The sequence below is a fragment of the Pseudomonas sp. 2 genome (assembly GCF_056627435.1).
Genome location: NZ_JBWXNG010000007.1, coordinates 1 through 15,211, shown reverse-complemented (window position 1 = coordinate 15,211; position 15,211 = coordinate 1). Strand labels below are relative to the sequence as shown.

General features: G+C 62.3%; 12 protein-coding genes. 10 read left to right on the top strand and 2 right to left on the bottom strand.

Annotation, left to right across the window (positions count from 1 at the left end; translation table 11 throughout):
- Window positions 1–12: 12 nt before the first annotated feature.
- Together AC1MEK_RS13170 and AC1MEK_RS13165 are read right to left on the bottom strand one after the other, a co-directional pair.
- Window positions 13–1,521: an amino acid ABC transporter permease/ATP-binding protein gene (locus AC1MEK_RS13170; protein WP_480396729.1), complete on the bottom strand. Its 1,509-nt coding sequence runs from the start codon at window positions 1,519–1,521 to the stop codon at window positions 13–15.
- Between the two features lie 70 nt (window positions 1,522–1,591).
- Complete coding sequence (locus AC1MEK_RS13165; protein ID WP_480396728.1) at window positions 1,592–2,437, bottom strand: ABC transporter substrate-binding protein; 846 nt, start codon at window positions 2,435–2,437, stop codon at window positions 1,592–1,594.
- 435 nt (window positions 2,438–2,872) lie between these two features.
- On the opposite strand from AC1MEK_RS13165, the gene AC1MEK_RS13160 reads away from it, so the two are divergent.
- From AC1MEK_RS13160 to AC1MEK_RS13115, 10 genes are all read left to right on the top strand, one after another.
- On the top strand, window positions 2,873–4,981 hold the full coding sequence (locus tag AC1MEK_RS13160) for a TonB-dependent siderophore receptor (protein ID WP_480396727.1): 2,109 nt from the start codon (window positions 2,873–2,875) through the stop codon (window positions 4,979–4,981).
- Window positions 4,982–5,154: 173 nt separating this feature from the next.
- Window positions 5,155–7,044, top strand: a complete 1,890-nt coding sequence (locus AC1MEK_RS13155; protein WP_480396726.1) for an amidohydrolase family protein — start codon at window positions 5,155–5,157, stop codon at window positions 7,042–7,044.
- A gap of 149 nt (window positions 7,045–7,193) precedes the next feature.
- Window positions 7,194–8,165, top strand: a complete 972-nt coding sequence (locus AC1MEK_RS13150; protein ID WP_480396725.1) for a GlxA family transcriptional regulator — start codon at window positions 7,194–7,196, stop codon at window positions 8,163–8,165.
- Between the two features lie 169 nt (window positions 8,166–8,334).
- Window positions 8,335–9,018, top strand: a complete 684-nt coding sequence (locus AC1MEK_RS13145; protein WP_480396724.1) for an ABC transporter permease — start codon at window positions 8,335–8,337, stop codon at window positions 9,016–9,018.
- Entirely contained in the window at window positions 9,015–10,010 is a 996-nt protein-coding gene (locus tag AC1MEK_RS13140) for an ABC transporter ATP-binding protein (RefSeq protein ID WP_480396723.1), read from the top strand. The genes AC1MEK_RS13145 and AC1MEK_RS13140 overlap by 4 nt, the downstream gene beginning before the upstream one ends.
- Window positions 10,010–10,672 (top strand): ABC transporter permease, encoded by a 663-nt coding sequence (locus tag AC1MEK_RS13135; RefSeq protein ID WP_480396722.1) that lies wholly within the window; start codon window positions 10,010–10,012, stop codon window positions 10,670–10,672. The genes AC1MEK_RS13140 and AC1MEK_RS13135 overlap by 1 nt, the downstream gene beginning before the upstream one ends.
- A gap of 32 nt (window positions 10,673–10,704) precedes the next feature.
- On the top strand, window positions 10,705–11,592 hold the full coding sequence (locus AC1MEK_RS13130; protein WP_480396721.1) for a glycine betaine ABC transporter substrate-binding protein: 888 nt from the start codon (window positions 10,705–10,707) through the stop codon (window positions 11,590–11,592).
- A 111-nt stretch (window positions 11,593–11,703) separates the two neighbouring features.
- Window positions 11,704–13,251 (top strand): amidase family protein, encoded by a 1,548-nt coding sequence (locus AC1MEK_RS13125; protein WP_480396720.1) that lies wholly within the window; start codon window positions 11,704–11,706, stop codon window positions 13,249–13,251.
- Window positions 13,252–13,601: 350 nt separating this feature from the next.
- Window positions 13,602–14,099, top strand: a complete 498-nt coding sequence (locus AC1MEK_RS13120; protein WP_480396719.1) for a sigma-70 family RNA polymerase sigma factor — start codon at window positions 13,602–13,604, stop codon at window positions 14,097–14,099.
- Between the two features lie 109 nt (window positions 14,100–14,208).
- Window positions 14,209–15,192 (top strand): FecR family protein, encoded by a 984-nt coding sequence (locus tag AC1MEK_RS13115; RefSeq protein WP_480396718.1) that lies wholly within the window; start codon window positions 14,209–14,211, stop codon window positions 15,190–15,192.
- The last annotated feature ends 19 nt before the right edge of the window (window positions 15,193–15,211 follow it).

Below are 15,211 nucleotides of genomic sequence, written 5' to 3'. Positions count from 1 at the left end.
TGCTCCCAAGGCTCACGCCAGTTGTACGTCTTTGAGGAACTTGCTCATGCGCTCGCTGCGCTGATCGAGCATGTCGCGCGGTGCCGCGTCCTGAATGATCCTGCCGCCTTCCATGAACACCACGCGGTCGGACAGCTTGAAGGCGAAGTTCATTTCGTGGGTGACGATCACCATGGTCATGCCTTCGCGGGCCAGCTCTTCGATCACCGCCAGCACGTCGCCGACCAGCTCCGGGTCCAGCGCCGAGGTCGGCTCGTCGAACAGCATCACCGAAGGCCGCATCGCCAGGGCCCGGGCAATAGCCACCCGCTGCTGCTGGCCGCCGGATAATTGATGAGGGTATTTACCGGCGTGATCGAGCATGCCCACCTTGCGCAGCAGCGCCAGGCTGAGCAGACGCAGCTCCTCAGCGCTGCCATGAGCATGGTAGAGCGGCGCCAGCATCACGTTTTCAAGCACGGTCTTGTGCGGGAACAGGTTGAAGCCCTGAAAGACCATGCCGACATGCACGATGCCATTCATGTGCACTTTGGCACTCAGCGCGCCTTCAGGCTCGTCGATGCCGCGCAGGAACGGCTCGCCCTGCAGGGTGATCTGGCCGCGATTCAAGGTTTCCAGGCCATTCATGGTGCGGATCAGCGTGGTCTTGCCGGAGCCCGACGGGCCGATGATCGACACCACCTCGCCCCAGCGCACGTTGAGGTCCACGCCCTTGAGCACTTCCAGCTCGCCGTAGAACTTGCGCACGCCCTGTGCCTGCAAGGCGAATTCGCCAGTCTTGGGTTGCGCATCGTCCCGGCAAGTCGACACCGTGTTCAGTTGCGCCGGCGCGACAACCTTGGGCTTGCGCCGGGTGACATCCAGGTGATTCTCCAGCACGCGTAGCAGGCGGCTGAACACAGTGACGATGAACACGTAATAGAAGGCCACCGCGAGCATGGTCTCCATCACCAGAAAGTTCTGGGTGTAGAGCTGCTGGCCCACCAGCAGGATTTCGGACAGCGAAATCACCGACACCAGCGAGGTGAGTTTGACGATGGTGATGTATTCATTGGCCAGGGTCGGCAGGGCCACCCGCAATGCCTGCGGCACGACGATCAGCCGTTGCACGCCGCGATAGCGGATGCCCAGCGCCTTGCCGGCTTCCAACTGGCCCTTGCCCACCGCCAGCAGGCCGCCCCGGTGGATCTCGGCGATATAGGCCGCCTCGCTCAACACCAGCGCGATCAGGCCCGCAGAGTACGGATTGGACAGCAGCACACTGGTCGAGGGAAATGCCTGTGGCAGGTTGTAGACGAAGATCAGCAGCACCAGCAACGGCAGGCTGCGGAAGAACCAGATGTAGAACCCGGCGCTGTCACGGACCCAGCGACGCTGCGACTGCCTTGCCAGGGCCAGGAAAAAGCCGAAAACGATACCCAGGATCCAGGTCTGAAGACTGAGTTCGACCACCGTGCCCACGGCCCGCCAGAAGTCGCCGTTCCACAACAGGCTCAGTGTGTAGTGCCAATCGAATTGCATGAATGTACTCCGCATTGCTGTGACCGCTGCCGCGCCGGGCAGCGGTCGGTGGATCCGCTATAAGCGCGCGTCAGTTGCCCAGTGCCGCACTGACCTCTTGCTCGGTCGGCTCGCCCAGGTTGTAGCGGGCCAGCAGTTGGCCGTAGCTGCCGTCCTGTTTGATCTGGCTCAGCGCGCCACTCAAGGCGGTCAGCAGCGCAGGGTTGTCCTTGCGCACGGCAAGCCCCACCACCACTGGATAAATCAGCTCGCTGGAGCTGATGGCGATCTTGCCCTGGAGTTTTTCCACGGTGATCTTCGCCACCGCCGCGTCTTCCATCTGCACATCGACCGCGCGGGCCAGCAAGGCCTGGGCGGCTTCCGGCGAGGTCGGGAACTCGCGGGATTCGATGGCCGGCTTGCCAGACGGGATGCAGTAGTCGGCAGAGACCTTGTTGAGCTTGGGGATCCACGACGCGCCCTTGATCGAGCCCACGCGCTTGCCACACAGATCCTCGGGGCGCTGCGGCTTGAAGTCTTCGCTGCTACGCACGATCAGCGAAGAACCCGTCTTGAGGTAGCTCAGGAAGTCCACCTGCTTGGCCCGCTCCGGGGTGACATACAGCGCCGAGGCGACCACGTCGAAGCGCTGGCTGTTCACGCCCATGATCAGGTTGGCGAAGCGGGTGTCGAGGAACCGGGGCGCCAGGCCCAACTGCTTGCCGATCAGCGCCATGAACTCGGGATCGAAGCCCGCTGGCTGCTTCTGCTCAAGATAGGTGTAAGGCGGATAGGTCAGGTCGGAGCCGATCGACAGCTCGCCCTGTTTCAGGACGTTGACGCCGGCTGCCGCAGACACCACAGGTGCGACGCAGGCCAGGGTGATCGCAGCCAGCAGGCTGCGGGTGGTTTTCTTTGCGACAGGACGTTTGTGCATGCTGAAACTCTCGGGCTGGGTGCTGGACGGTCTGGATTGTTCAACAATCTTGTAGAAGGCATTAATCTATTTTCGTGCCAACTAATAAAAAACCGCGAGAAAGACAGCTTTAAAGAGAAAAATTTCTGCTCGTGGGTTTGCCTCCAAACGCTATGACGGGCGCCGACTTGGTGCATCGCTTCGCTGATTGCATCGTTACAGGGCAGAAAAAGCGTCGTCCGACAGGATGGGAATGCGAGCTGTCACCCATCTACCCACCTCCCATTTCAGCGAATCGGACGCCACCCCTTGTCCCCATCCTCTATCACCGGACTGCACCGTCGGTTACACCCTCGCCCGCCTTTGTAGAAAAATAGTTACATTCTGCATAGTAATAAGAATCGTTATCTGTATTATGGCATTCCATTTTTACCCCCACTAATCCGAGAAAACTCAATGCGTTACGCGTTTGCTTCGCTGTGCGTGCTCAACACGCTTTCACCCATGGCATGGGCTGAAGTTTCAACGGCAATGGATTTGCCCGCCGTCGATATCCAGGCCAGCAGCCTGAGCACAGCCAGCGAGCAGGAGGCGTACCGGGCCACGCGCACGTCCAGCGCAACGCGTACCGACACCGATATCCACGAAGTGCCGCAATCGGTTTCGGTCATCACCCACAAGGTGCTGGAAGACAGCAACGTCACCCGCCTGCAGGACGCGTTGGACTACGGCGGCGGCATTGGCCGGGCCAACAACTTCGGCGGTCAGGGGCTGACCACCTACACCGTGCGCGGCTTCACCACCGGCGAGTTCTATCGCAATGGCTTTCCGGTCAACCGTGGCTACCCGAATGCGCCGGACGCCAACACCATCGACCACGTCGACATCCTGCGCGGCCCGGCCGCGACCATGTATGGCCGCAGCGATCCGGGTGGCACCTTCAACGTGGTGACCAAGCAACCCGAAGCCGAGCAGAAGACCACCATCGGCGGGCAGATGGATGACCAGGGCATGTATCGCGGCACGCTGGACACCACCGGTGCGCTCAACGATTCGAAGACCCTGACCTACCGCTTGAACCTGCTGGGCGAAGGCGGCGACTCGTTCCGCGATCACGTCGAAACCGAGCGCTACGACGTGGCCCCGGTCATCGAGTGGCAGGCCAGCGACGACACGCGCATCACCTTCGAAGGTGACTACATGCGTAACAACCACCCGCTGGACCGTGGTAACACTCACTACGGTGCCCAGTCCGGGATCGGCAATCGCGACACCTACGTCTGGGAAAAAGGCTCCGACAACCTGCTGCACAACGACAACAACGTCAGCCAGTTGCGCTTCGAGCACCTGCTCAACGACAACTGGAAACTGAGCGGCGGCGTGCAGTGGCTCGACGGCCAGCTCAAGGGCAACGCGGTGGAGGCCAACGGCATTCAGGCCGACGGTCGCACCCTGGGGCGCAACTTCAACTGGCGCAAGCTGGACTGGAACGATCAGGACTACCAGTTGAATCTGTCCGGCACCTTCCACACTGGCAGCATCGAACACACCCTGCTGACCGGCCTGGAATATGAGGAATACGACTATAAGTCGATCATCTTGCGTTCCAGCGGCGCCCTCACCGCCTACCCGATCGACATCTTCGACCCGGTGCTCGGCCAGGCGCGCCCTGCCCTGACCCGCACCACCACCCATGACCATGAAACGCTGAAAAGCACCGCGGCCTTTGTTCAGGATCAGATGCGCCTGACCGAGCGCTTGAAGTTCCTGGTCGGCGCCCGCATCGAGCGCGACGAACACGATTACGACAACAAGCTGCCCAACTCGGTGGACTGGAACAAGAGCGAAAGCGCCGTCACCCCGCGTTACGGCCTGGTCTACGACCTGACACCCGATGTTGCGCTGTATGGCAGCTACTCGGAATCCTTCAAACCCAACACCGGCGCCTCGCGTCAGGGCGGCGGGTTCGACGCCGAAGAAGGCAAGTCCTACGAGCTGGGCGTGAAATGGAAAACCCTGGAAGACCAGCTGACCGTCGACGCAGCGATCTTCCATACCCTCAAGGAGAACGTGCTGACCCTCGATCCGCTCGACTCCAACTACAGCGTCGCCGCCGGGCGTGTGCGCAGTCGCGGATTCGATCTGAACGTCGCCGGCAACATCACCCCTGAATGGCGCGTGCTGGGCGGCTACTCCTATGTGGACGCCGAAGTGGTGAAGGACAACTCCCTGGAAACCGGCACACGTCTGGCGAACATCCCGCGCAGCAGTTACAACCTGCTCAACGTGTACGAGTTCCACGAAGGCCAACTGAACGGGCTGGGTCTCGGACTGGGCGTACGCCACGTGGCCGATCGCGCCGGCCAGACCGCCAACTCGACCTACAACATGGCCGCCTACACCGTCGCCGACCTGCTGAGCTTCTACCAGATCACGCCGAAGCTGCGGGTCAACCTCGATGTGAAGAACGTCTTCAACGAAGACTACGAAGAAGGCGCGTTCAACCTGTACGCCTATCCGGGCGCGCCACGCACCGTGCAGACCGGGTTTACCTACACCTTCTGATCGCCCGCCTCGCCGCCTGCCCTGTCGCCTGACAGGCGCAGGCATCGCTGATCAATCAACCCCAAACCTTGCGACACAAGCATGTCGAACTTTTGATATGAGTCGTCGGGTTGGCAGGACGTGCCACAGGGCGTTTGCCCTTATCGTTTCGCCAACCCCACGGAAACATATCAATGAACAATAATAATTTCCTGATCGACAGCCATGTGCACTTCTTTACCGCCGAAGATCTGGCGGTATTGGGCAACGATCTTCCCTATGCATTACCGGCGGCCAATCCGCTGGCGGATTATCTCGAAAGTCTCGAGCGTCAGGGATATGTTCCGACGCTGTTGAATAATGTCCACCTCAGCATACTTCCGGATTCGGCGAACGTATTTGCCTCTTTCGAAGCACTGGATCGCCTGAAAAAACAGCATCCCGGCAAATACGATAACGTCAGGTTGGTCGGCACGATCAAGGCCGATCCTGACTATGCCGACAGTGCCCGTTTGAATCATCCGCAAGTTGTCGGCATTCGTATCGTTTTGCATGACGCGCCACTGGACAGCATCCGCAGCGACAGTTTCAGCACGCCGCAGTGGCAGGCAATGTATGGCCGTCTGGCGGCGCATCAACATGTTCATGTCTATGCCCAATCCGCGGCCGTCAACTTGCGCGTGCTACAGCAGATTCCCGCGCACATTCGCCTGATCATCGACCATCTCGGCACCTGCCACGGCAGCAAGGGCGCGGACGACGCGGCCTTAATTCAGTTGCTGGAGGCGGCGCGCCAGCGCGGCAATGTCTGGTTCAAGGGCCCGGGATACCGGACTTCAACCTCTATTGAACAGGCTGCGCCCTTCGTCCAGCGCATCGTCGAAACCCTGGGGCCTGAGCACCTGCTGTTGCAGGCGACCGACGCGCCCCATGTCGGCGCTGATGATTCAGGTGTCGCCTATGCAGCCCGATTCAATCCGGCCCGTGCGTTCGAGTTCGTCCGCCAGTTGGCCAACCTTGCCTCGACACGCTGCGCTACTGATCCCGATGTGCTGCTTAACGGCGCAGCAACAACGCTCTTTCCCAAACAAACAAGCCATAAGGCCACAGGTGAAACCATGAGCTCCATCTCCACCCGCGAAATCAAGTTCGACGTCAACTTCGACGGCCATGTCCTGAGCCTCAACGGCACAGTTTTCGAACCTGCCACACCCGATCCAAAGTTACCGCCGGTGGTATTCAACTCGGGGTTCACCGGCGGTGTGTCAATGTACGGGCAATTGTTTGGTCGCGCACTGGCGGCGCGCGGTTACCGGGTGATGACATATGACGTGGCCGGTTTCTTCAATAACAAGAGCATTCGCAATACCGCGCAAGTGGGCGGCAAGACTGTAACCAACGTCAGCCTTCAGGATCAGAAAAACGAAGTGCTCGGCGCAGTGGCCTGGGTGCGCAAAGCGTTTGGCCAGATGCCGGTGGTGGCGTCCTGGGCGATGGGCTCGGTGGCGAGCCTGGCGGCGATCTCGGAACTGACGCGCAACAAGGCCGAACAGGTGAAATTCTGGGTGCCGATGAGCTACACCAGCATCCGCTCGCTGCAAGCCCTGCGCGCTGACGTGGGCGGCGCCGACGCGGCCATTCAGGCGCTCGATCCCGAGGCAGCGATTCCGCCGTTCGATACCGGCACCGACGCCACGCGCCTGGGTTACTACCCGCTGGATCCGGCCACCCAGCAATACGTCGACGAGCAGCTGGGCTCCTACACCGAAGCCGGTGGCGCGGATCGCTGGCCGGGCTGCGCCTGGGTCACCGCCAAGTCCTACACCTCCTACGTGGCGTTCGATCCGGAGCCGGAAATCGAAGGCGCCAGCGGCTTTCCGCCAGCCCTGATCGTCCACGGTGCGAAGAACTCGCTGCACATGCCCGCCGAATCCGAGCGCCTGTACCGCCTCTATCCGGGCAACGCCGGGGATGGCGTGCTGGTGCTGTCGGACATGCAACACGGCCAGCAGAACGAGGCCAACAACCCGGTGTTCCAGGCCATTATCCAGAACATCGACGAAGCGGTTCGTCAGCACCTGTAACAGATGCATCAGTGACAGGGGCTCCATCGAGCCCCTTTCTTTTTTCTGCCTCGCCTCCTCCCCTCGCCACCCGCACCCTACGCTCCGGTATTCTGACCGTCATGCGAGCCCGCCCGTGGCTCCCACCGTCCCGCCAACCGGAGTGCTCCATGACACAAGCGGCAACATCCAACGACGGCTGCAAACGCATCGGCCTGCTGATTCTGCCGCAGTTTTCGATGATGGCCCTGGCCGGCGCCAGCGAGCCATTGCGGGCGGCCAATCGCCTGGCCAGCAAGCCGCTCTACGAGTGGCGCCTGCTGTCGGAAACCGGCGGCATCGTCTCCTCCAGCAGTGGCGTGGAAATCAGGACCCAGGCCCTCGACGAAGCCGGTGAACTGGATCGCGTGTTCGTGCTGGCCAGCCTGGACATCGAGCACCAGCGCCCGCCGAAAATGCTGCGTTTCCTGCAACGTGCGGCCTCCGGCGGCAAGACCGTCGGCGCGTTCAGCACCGGTACTTTCATCCTCGCCCGGGCGGGCCTGCTGGACGGGCGCAAGTGCACGCTGCACTGGGAGTCGATCAACGAGTTCGCCGAGGAATTCCCCGGGATCGAGGTCACGCGCGAGCTGTACGTCAACCATGACAACCGCTGGACCTGCGCCGGGGGTACGGCAGCCATCGACCTGATGCTGGCGCAGATCTCCACCGACTACGGCGGCAAGCTCGCCGCCGCCGTTGCCGAGCAGTTTTTGCACGCACGTATCCGCGGCCCCGAAGAGCACCAGCGCATGTCGATCCAATGGCGATTCGGCGTGCACGACCGGCGCATCACCGCCGCCATCGGTTACATGGAAGACAACTTCGAACACGTGGTCAGCATCGAAGACGTCGCCGCCGGCTGCAACCTTTCCCAGCGGCAACTGGAGCGGCTGTGGCACCAGCACTTCGGCATGACGCCGCAGCGCTTCTACCTCGAACTGCGTCTGGCCGAGGCACGCCGCCTGCTGCGCGAGAGCAGCAAGTCCATCGCCTCGGTGGCCTACTCCTGCGGCTTCGTCTCGGCCTCGCACCTGGGCAGCGCCTACCGCAAGGCCTGGGGCTGCAGCCCGGGTGAGGAACGTCGAAAGTTTGATAGCTAAGCAACTATTTTTAATGCCGCAAAGGTATGGGGATGTCGAATTTCTGATAAATGTCGTCGAACCTTAATCTCAGCTTTTGCCTTGCCCAAGGTTAATGTTCGGTCACTACCGGCATCCTCTCCCAGATGAACCGGCGAACAATAATCCTGCGGAGAAAGGCACAATAAAAATGGAAACATTGAGTTTCATCACCTCGAACCTGGGTCTGATTTCCCACCTGCTCGGGCAACACCTGTACATCGTCTTCACTGCCGTTTTCCTGGCGATCCTTACCGGTGTGCCCCTGGGCATTTTCGTGTCCCAGCATCCACGCACCGGGCGCTGGATCCTCACCTTCGCCGCGATGCTGATGACCATTCCGTCGGCCGCGCTGTTCGGCCTGATGATCCCGGTGCTGTCGATCTGGGGTCAGGGCATCGGCATGGTGCCGGCAATCATCGCGCTGTTCCTGTATTCCCAGCTGCCCATCATCCGCAACACCCACACTGCCCTCTCCAACGTCGAACCCTCCCTGCGTGAAGCGGCGCGGGGCATGGGCATGTCGTCCTGGCAGCGCCTGTGGAAGGTCGAACTGCCCCTGGCCACGCCGCTGATCATGGCCGGCGTGCGAGTGGCCACGGTGATCAACATCGGCATTGCCGCCATCGCCGCCTACATCGGCGCGGGCGGGCTGGGCAGCCTGATCGTGCGCGGCATCGCCCAGTCCGACACCCGTCAGCTGATCGCAGGCGCCATCCTGATCAGCCTCATCGCGGTTGCGGCGGATTATGGGTTGTCCCTGGTCCAGCGTGCGCTGACGCCCAAAGGGCTGGTCAAGCTTCAAAACCTCAGCATGAAGGAAGCGACATCGTGATCCAGATCAATAATTTGAATAAGAAATTCGGCTCAATCACGGCAGTGGAAGACGTTTCCTTCACGGTTCCGGAAGGCAAGATCTGCGTGCTGCTCGGCCCGTCCGGCTGCGGCAAGACCACCACCCTGAAAATGATCAACCGGCTGATCCCGCCCACCTCCGGCAAGGTACTGATCGGCGGGCGCGACACCGCCGAACTGGACACCGTCACCCTGCGCCGCTCGATCGGCTACGTGATTCAACAGGTCGGGCTGTTCCCCAACATGACCGTCGAAGACAACATCTGTGTGGTGCCGGACATGCTCGGCTGGGACAAGAGCAAGAGCCGCAAGCGCGCCGCCGAACTGCTGGAAGTGGTCGCTCTGGAGCCGTCAAAATTCGCCAAACGCTTCCCCTGTGAACTGTCCGGCGGGCAACAACAGCGCGTCGGCGTGGCCCGCGCCCTCGCCGCCGACCCGCCCGTGATGCTGATGGACGAGCCCTTCGGCGCCATCGACCCGATCAACCGCGACAGCATTCAGGACGAGTTCATGCGCATTCAGCGCCAGGTCGGCAAGACCGTGCTGTTCGTCAGCCACGACATCGACGAAGCGGTGAAAATGGCCGACTGCGTGGCGCTGTTCAACGCCGGACGCATCGAGCAGTTCGGTACACCGGACGATCTGCTGGCCCGCCCCGCCAGCGATTTCGTCGCCAACTTCATGGGCAGCGACCGCATCATGAAACGCCTGCGCCTCTTGCAGGCCGCAGACGTCGCCTGCCAGACCCCGCCCCAGGAGCATATGCAGATCGTCGGCGACCAGACAGCCGCTTCGACCTGGAACAGCATCAGCGTGCTGCCCAGCGATGACCTGCGCCAGGTGCTCTGCCAGATGCTCGGCCAGGGTCGTGAATGGGCGGTCTGCAAAGACCGGCAAGGGCAATTCATCGGCTTCGTCCATCAACGCGACATTCTGGCGCGCCTGATCGACAACACGGCAGCGGTGGCGTAATGGACATCCTCAACAACGTTCAGCAGTGGCTTCAAACCTACTGGAGCGAGGTGCTGTACCTGTCGCTGCAGCACTTGCACATCGTCGCCATCAGCAGCTTTCTGGCGATCATCATTGCCCTGCCGGTCGGCATCTGGATGAGCCGACCGAACAATCAGCGCCACGCGCTGGCGGTGATGCAGGTCCTCAACATCGGCCAGGCAGTGCCCAAGCTGGCCCTGCTGGCGCTGGCGATGACCCTGGTGGGTGTCGGTGCCCCGGCGGCGATTTTCGCGCTCTGGGTCGCCACCCTGCTGCCGATCACGGTGAACACCTACGAAGGCTTGCGCAGCGTGCCGCGCCATCTGCTGGAAGCCGCCGAAGCCATGGGCATGACGCCCCGGGAGATTCTGCTCAAGGTCGAGCTGCCCAATGCCATGGTGGTGATTTTCGCAGGGCTGCGCACCGCGCTGGCGATCAACGTCGGCACCGCGCCCCTGGCGTTTCTGGTCGGCGGCGGAGGCCTGGGCGAGCTGATCTTCACCGGCATCGACCTGAACGACTACAACATGATGCTGACCGGCGCCATCGCCACGGCCGGCCTGGCCTTCCTGATGGACATGTTCTGCGGAGAGGTGCAGCACGTCTCGGTGTCGCGCGGCATCCGCTTGGCGGCACGATGAACACAACCTACAACGACAAGAACAGGTGCCGTATGTCCGTACGATCACTCGCATTCGCCTGCATGGCGCTGCTGACCGGGGCCAGCGTGGCCGCTGAACCCTCGGCGGTGGTGGGCGGCAAGAAATTCACCGAGCAGCAACTGATCTCCGAGATGACCAGCCAGTTGCTCAAGAGCAACGGGTTCGCCGTCGACAAGCGCTCTGACCTTGGCTCGACGGTGCTGCGCGCCGCCCAGGAAAACGGCCAGGTCGACATTTACTGGGAGTACACCGGCACTTCGCTGATCATCTACAACAAGGTCAAGGAGCGTCTGGATGCGCGCCAGACCTACGAGCGGGTCAAGCAGCTGGACGCCGCCAAGGGCCTGACCTGGCTGGCACCTTCCCGGGCCAACAACTCCTACGCCTTCGCCATGCGCAAGGATGACGCCCAGGCCAAGGGCATCGCGTCGATGTCGGACCTGGCCGCCCACGTCAACGCCGGCGAGCACTTGAAATTCGCCTGCAACGCCGAGTTCTACTCCCGCCCCGACGGCCTGCGCCCGCTGCAGGATCGCTACGGCTTCAAATTCGAGCGCGACGACGTGATGCGCATGGACGGCGGCCTGACCTATCTGGCGCTGCGCCAGAGTCAGGCGGACGTGTCACTGGTGCTGTCCACCGACGGTCGCGTGTCGGCGTTCGGCTTCATCGTGCTCAAGGATGACAAATCGTTCTTCCCCAGCTACGCCCTGACGCCCGTGGTGCGCACCGCCTTTCTCAACGAGCACCCCGAGGTCGCCCCGCTGCTCGACAAACTCTCAGAAAGCCTGGACAGCGAAATCATCGGCGCGCTCAACGCCCGCGTGGATGTGGGCCGGGAAGCCGTGGAAAAAGTCGCCCATGAATACCTCGTGCAAAACCGGCTGATCACGCAGTAATCCACCCATTCTGTCAGGCAAGTTTCAACCGCCGGCAGGGCTCGATGCCCTGCCCCGGCCGGCTGAGTCGCGCCCGACTGCCCGATACATTTTTCCGACAAAGGTACTGCTATGCTCTCGCACTCCAGACTCATGCTTGCCTGCACCCTGTCCCTGATGATCAGCGCACCCGCCATGGCCCAGAACCTCGACGCCCTGAACCTTCGCCAACTCCGGCAAGCGCTGGACGAAGGCAACGTCAGCGCCGAGCAGCTGGTGCGCTTCTATCAGGAGAAGATTCAGCAGAACAACCGACAAGGCGACCGCATCAACGCCGTCATCAGCCTCAACGAGTCAGCCCTCGAACAGGCCCGTGCCTGGGATGCGGCGAGGGCGAAAAATCCGGCGGCAATCCATGGCACGCTCTCCGGCATTCCCTACCTGGCCAAGGACAACATCGACTCCAGGGACGTTGCCACCAGCGGCGGCTCCTGGGTATTGCGCGACTCGCGACCGTCCAGTGACGCCTACATCCTCAAACGCCTCTCGGCCGAGGGCGCGATCCTCCTGGGCAAGACCAACCTCTCGGAACTTGCGGCGTCCTATGGCTGGCTGGGTTACAGCTCGCTGGGAGGGCAAACCCTCAATCCGCACAATCTGAAGCACGATGCGTCCGGCTCCAGCAGTGGCTCGGCGGCGGCGGTTGCCGCAGGCTTCGCACCCTTTGCCCTGGGCTCCGATACCAGTGGTTCGATCCGCGCACCGGCCAGCGTGACCGGCACCGTCGGGCTGCGGCCATCGCTGGGCCTGCTCAGCCGTACCGGTATCATTCCGCTGTCGCTGTCATTCGACACGCCCGGCGTGATTACCCGCACGGTGCTCGATCAGGCCATTGTGCTGGACGTGATCAAGGGTCGCGACGAGCATGACGCCGCCACGAGCAATGTCGATTCGGCAGCGATCAAGTTCGCCGACGGCATCGAAAAAGCCAGCCTCAAAGGACGCACCCTTGGCGTGGTGACTAACTTCATCGGTGCCAATTCGCAAGTCGATGCCGTATTCGCCGCAGCCCGCAAACGCGCGCAGGATCAAGGCGCCCGCCTTGTAGAGCTGAAACTGCCGACCCGCTATGAGCAGTTGTGGGCCAGCGTGCTCGGCCCAGTCGGAGACGCCGAATTCACCTCCCAATTCGAAGGCTACCTGCGCACCCTGCCAGCGAAAGAACCGAAAACCCTGACAGCTTTCGTCGCCCTCGCCGAGCAGCATCAGGGCGAACAGAAAGATCACCTGATGAATCCCAAACGGCTGAAGGCGTTGAAAAAACTCAGCGAGGAGCCGCAAAGCGATTCGCCGCTGTACATCTCGATCCTCAGCAACAGCATTCCGTCGCTCAGGTCCGAGTTGATTGCGCTGATGCACCGCGAAGGCGTCGAGGCACTGATGTTCCCGACCATCAATTGCCCAGCGTCACTGGTAACCGGGCAAACCGACCCGAGTTACGTCTGCAAGAGCGAAGACACCTACGCGTCCTCGTACATAGCCTCGGCGACCGGCTTCCCCGAGATTTCAGTGCCAGCAGGGATCGTCGAGGGCAATCTTCCGGTGGGGATTTCTTTCCTGGGAGCGTTCGGCACGGATGATGAAGTGGTGAAGCTGGGGTACGCGTTCTCACGCAAGTGATCGGATAAACCCGCTGACGTGGCAATCCCGAGCACGAACGCCTTCCCGTAGCAGTCCGGCTTGCCGGCGGTCTGGTGCGAAGCGCCAGCAAACCCTGTGCACGCGGTCTGCCTGACACGGTCGGATCGCCTGATTTTACTGGTGCTTCGCACCAGACCGCCGGCAAGCCGTGCTGCTACGGAGATTCTCTTTCCTGCGCCAGTGATCAAGGAGGGCCCGCCCGGGTGGGTTTCCGCCAGAGAATCTCACCCTGGCGTTGTTGATAATAATTATCATCCGCCTTAGAATCCCGCGCTCCATTTTCCGGGCCCTGGCGTCAGCGGCCCTCTCCTGCCGGGCAGCGCCTTACTTTGACGGATGCAACACTCAAGCTGTACCTGGCTCACCGCGCCGCATTGATCGACTACGCCGAGCCCATCGTCGGCTGTCGCGCCAGGGCCGAGGACGTGGTGCAGGAAGCCTGGCTGCGTTTCAGTGCACTGGGCGATGACGCCGAGATCCGGCACCCGGTCAGCTACCTCTACCGCATCGTGCGCAATCTGGGCCTGGACGCCACGCGCCGCACCGCCACCGAACGGGTGCAGGCCGGCGGCGACGAACTGCTCCACGAGCTCCCTGCCAGCACCGCTTCGCCGGAACAGGCCGTCAGCCGCCAGAACGAACTGCAAGCCATCAGCAATGCCCTGGCGCAATTGCCTGCGCGCACACGGCAGGCCTTCGAGATGCATCGCCTGGGCGGCATGACCTTGCAGCAGACCGGCGCGGCGCTGGGCATCTCCACCGCCCTGGTCCATCAACTGGTGCACGATGCGCTGCGCCATTGCATGGAGTGCCTGGACGATGAATGAAAAAAATCCGGATGCGCTGAAAAACCTCGGGGCTGATGCGTCTTTTGCTGCACAGGGAGAATCTGTGCGACCCTGCGCGCCGCTGTTTTTTACCGGAGACATTCCGTATATGCCGTCAATGGATCACGCTGCCGTTCGCCAGGATGAGGCGCTGGACTGGCTGCTGCAGTTGCAGCAGCGTCCGAACGACGCGGCCGTGCAAGCTGCCTTTCAGCGCTGGCACGAAGCAGACGACGCCAACGCCCGCGCCTTTCGCAAGGCCGAGCGGGTCTGGCAACTGACCGGGCAATTGCCGGCGACCACCCGCGCGCAGTGGCCAGCACCGCCCGCAGCGCAAACGCCCGGCCCTGCGCCAACACCGGGCATCCGCCGCCCACGCCGACGGTTACGTTGGGTGGGTGCCGCACTGGCGGCCTGCCTGGTCATCGCCATCGCCCCGTCGCTCGGCCAGCGCTGGCAGGCCGACTACCGCACCGGCGCGGATGAAACCCGCGACGTGACGCTGGCCGATGGCAGCGTCGTGCAGCTGGACAGCGATTCGGCGATCGCCATTGATTTCGACGGGCAACATCGCGGCGTGCGGCTGCTGACCGGGCAAGCGTTTTTCAAGGTCACGCCGGACAAGAGCAAGCCGTTTCAGGTTCGCGCCCAGGCGATGCAGGTGACGGTGACCGGCACCGCGTTCAACGTCGGGCTCACGGCCGGGCATGCTTCGGTGGCGGTCGAGCATGGTTCGGTGCGGGTCGACGACTGGAAAGCGGGCAAGGCACTGGCCGCGCTGCTGCCCGGCCAGCGCCTGGACTACCGCGACGGCCAGGCCACCCAACGAACGTTCGACCCCGCCCAGGCTGCGGTCTGGCGCCAGGGCCAATTGATCGCCAACGACACGCCGATCCGTGAAGTGCTGGAGCAATTGCGCCGGTATGTGCCGGGTGTGGTGGTCATGAGCGACGCGGCGCTTGGCGGCCAGCGGATTACCGGGGTTTACGATATTCGCCATCCGCAGGCGGCGTTGCGGGCGATAGTCAAGCCTTATGGTGGGCGGATTGAGGGTTACAGTCCCTGGGTTTTGGTGGTGCGTGGGGGGCCTTAGATTCGATGTGTCTGGTGTC

Bases quoted from the DNA above. Each gene is read 5' to 3' on its own strand.
- AC1MEK_RS13165 (WP_480396728.1), bottom strand. From the start codon at position 2,437: ATGCACAAACGTCCTGTCGCAAAGAAAACCACCCGCAGCCTGCTGGCT.
- AC1MEK_RS13160 (WP_480396727.1), top strand. From the start codon at position 2,873: ATGCGTTACGCGTTTGCTTCGCTGTGCGTGCTCAACACGCTTTCACCC.
- AC1MEK_RS13115 (WP_480396718.1), top strand. From the start codon at position 14,209: ATGCCGTCAATGGATCACGCTGCCGTTCGCCAGGATGAGGCGCTGGAC.
- AC1MEK_RS13150 (WP_480396725.1), top strand. From the start codon at position 7,194: ATGACACAAGCGGCAACATCCAACGACGGCTGCAAACGCATCGGCCTG.
- AC1MEK_RS13130 (WP_480396721.1), top strand. From the start codon at position 10,705: ATGTCCGTACGATCACTCGCATTCGCCTGCATGGCGCTGCTGACCGGG.
- AC1MEK_RS13125 (WP_480396720.1), top strand. From the start codon at position 11,704: ATGCTCTCGCACTCCAGACTCATGCTTGCCTGCACCCTGTCCCTGATG.
- AC1MEK_RS13145 (WP_480396724.1), top strand. From the start codon at position 8,335: ATGGAAACATTGAGTTTCATCACCTCGAACCTGGGTCTGATTTCCCAC.
- AC1MEK_RS13135 (WP_480396722.1), top strand. From the start codon at position 10,010: ATGGACATCCTCAACAACGTTCAGCAGTGGCTTCAAACCTACTGGAGC.
- AC1MEK_RS13155 (WP_480396726.1), top strand. From the start codon at position 5,155: ATGAACAATAATAATTTCCTGATCGACAGCCATGTGCACTTCTTTACC.
- AC1MEK_RS13170 (WP_480396729.1), bottom strand. From the start codon at position 1,521: ATGCAATTCGATTGGCACTACACACTGAGCCTGTTGTGGAACGGCGAC.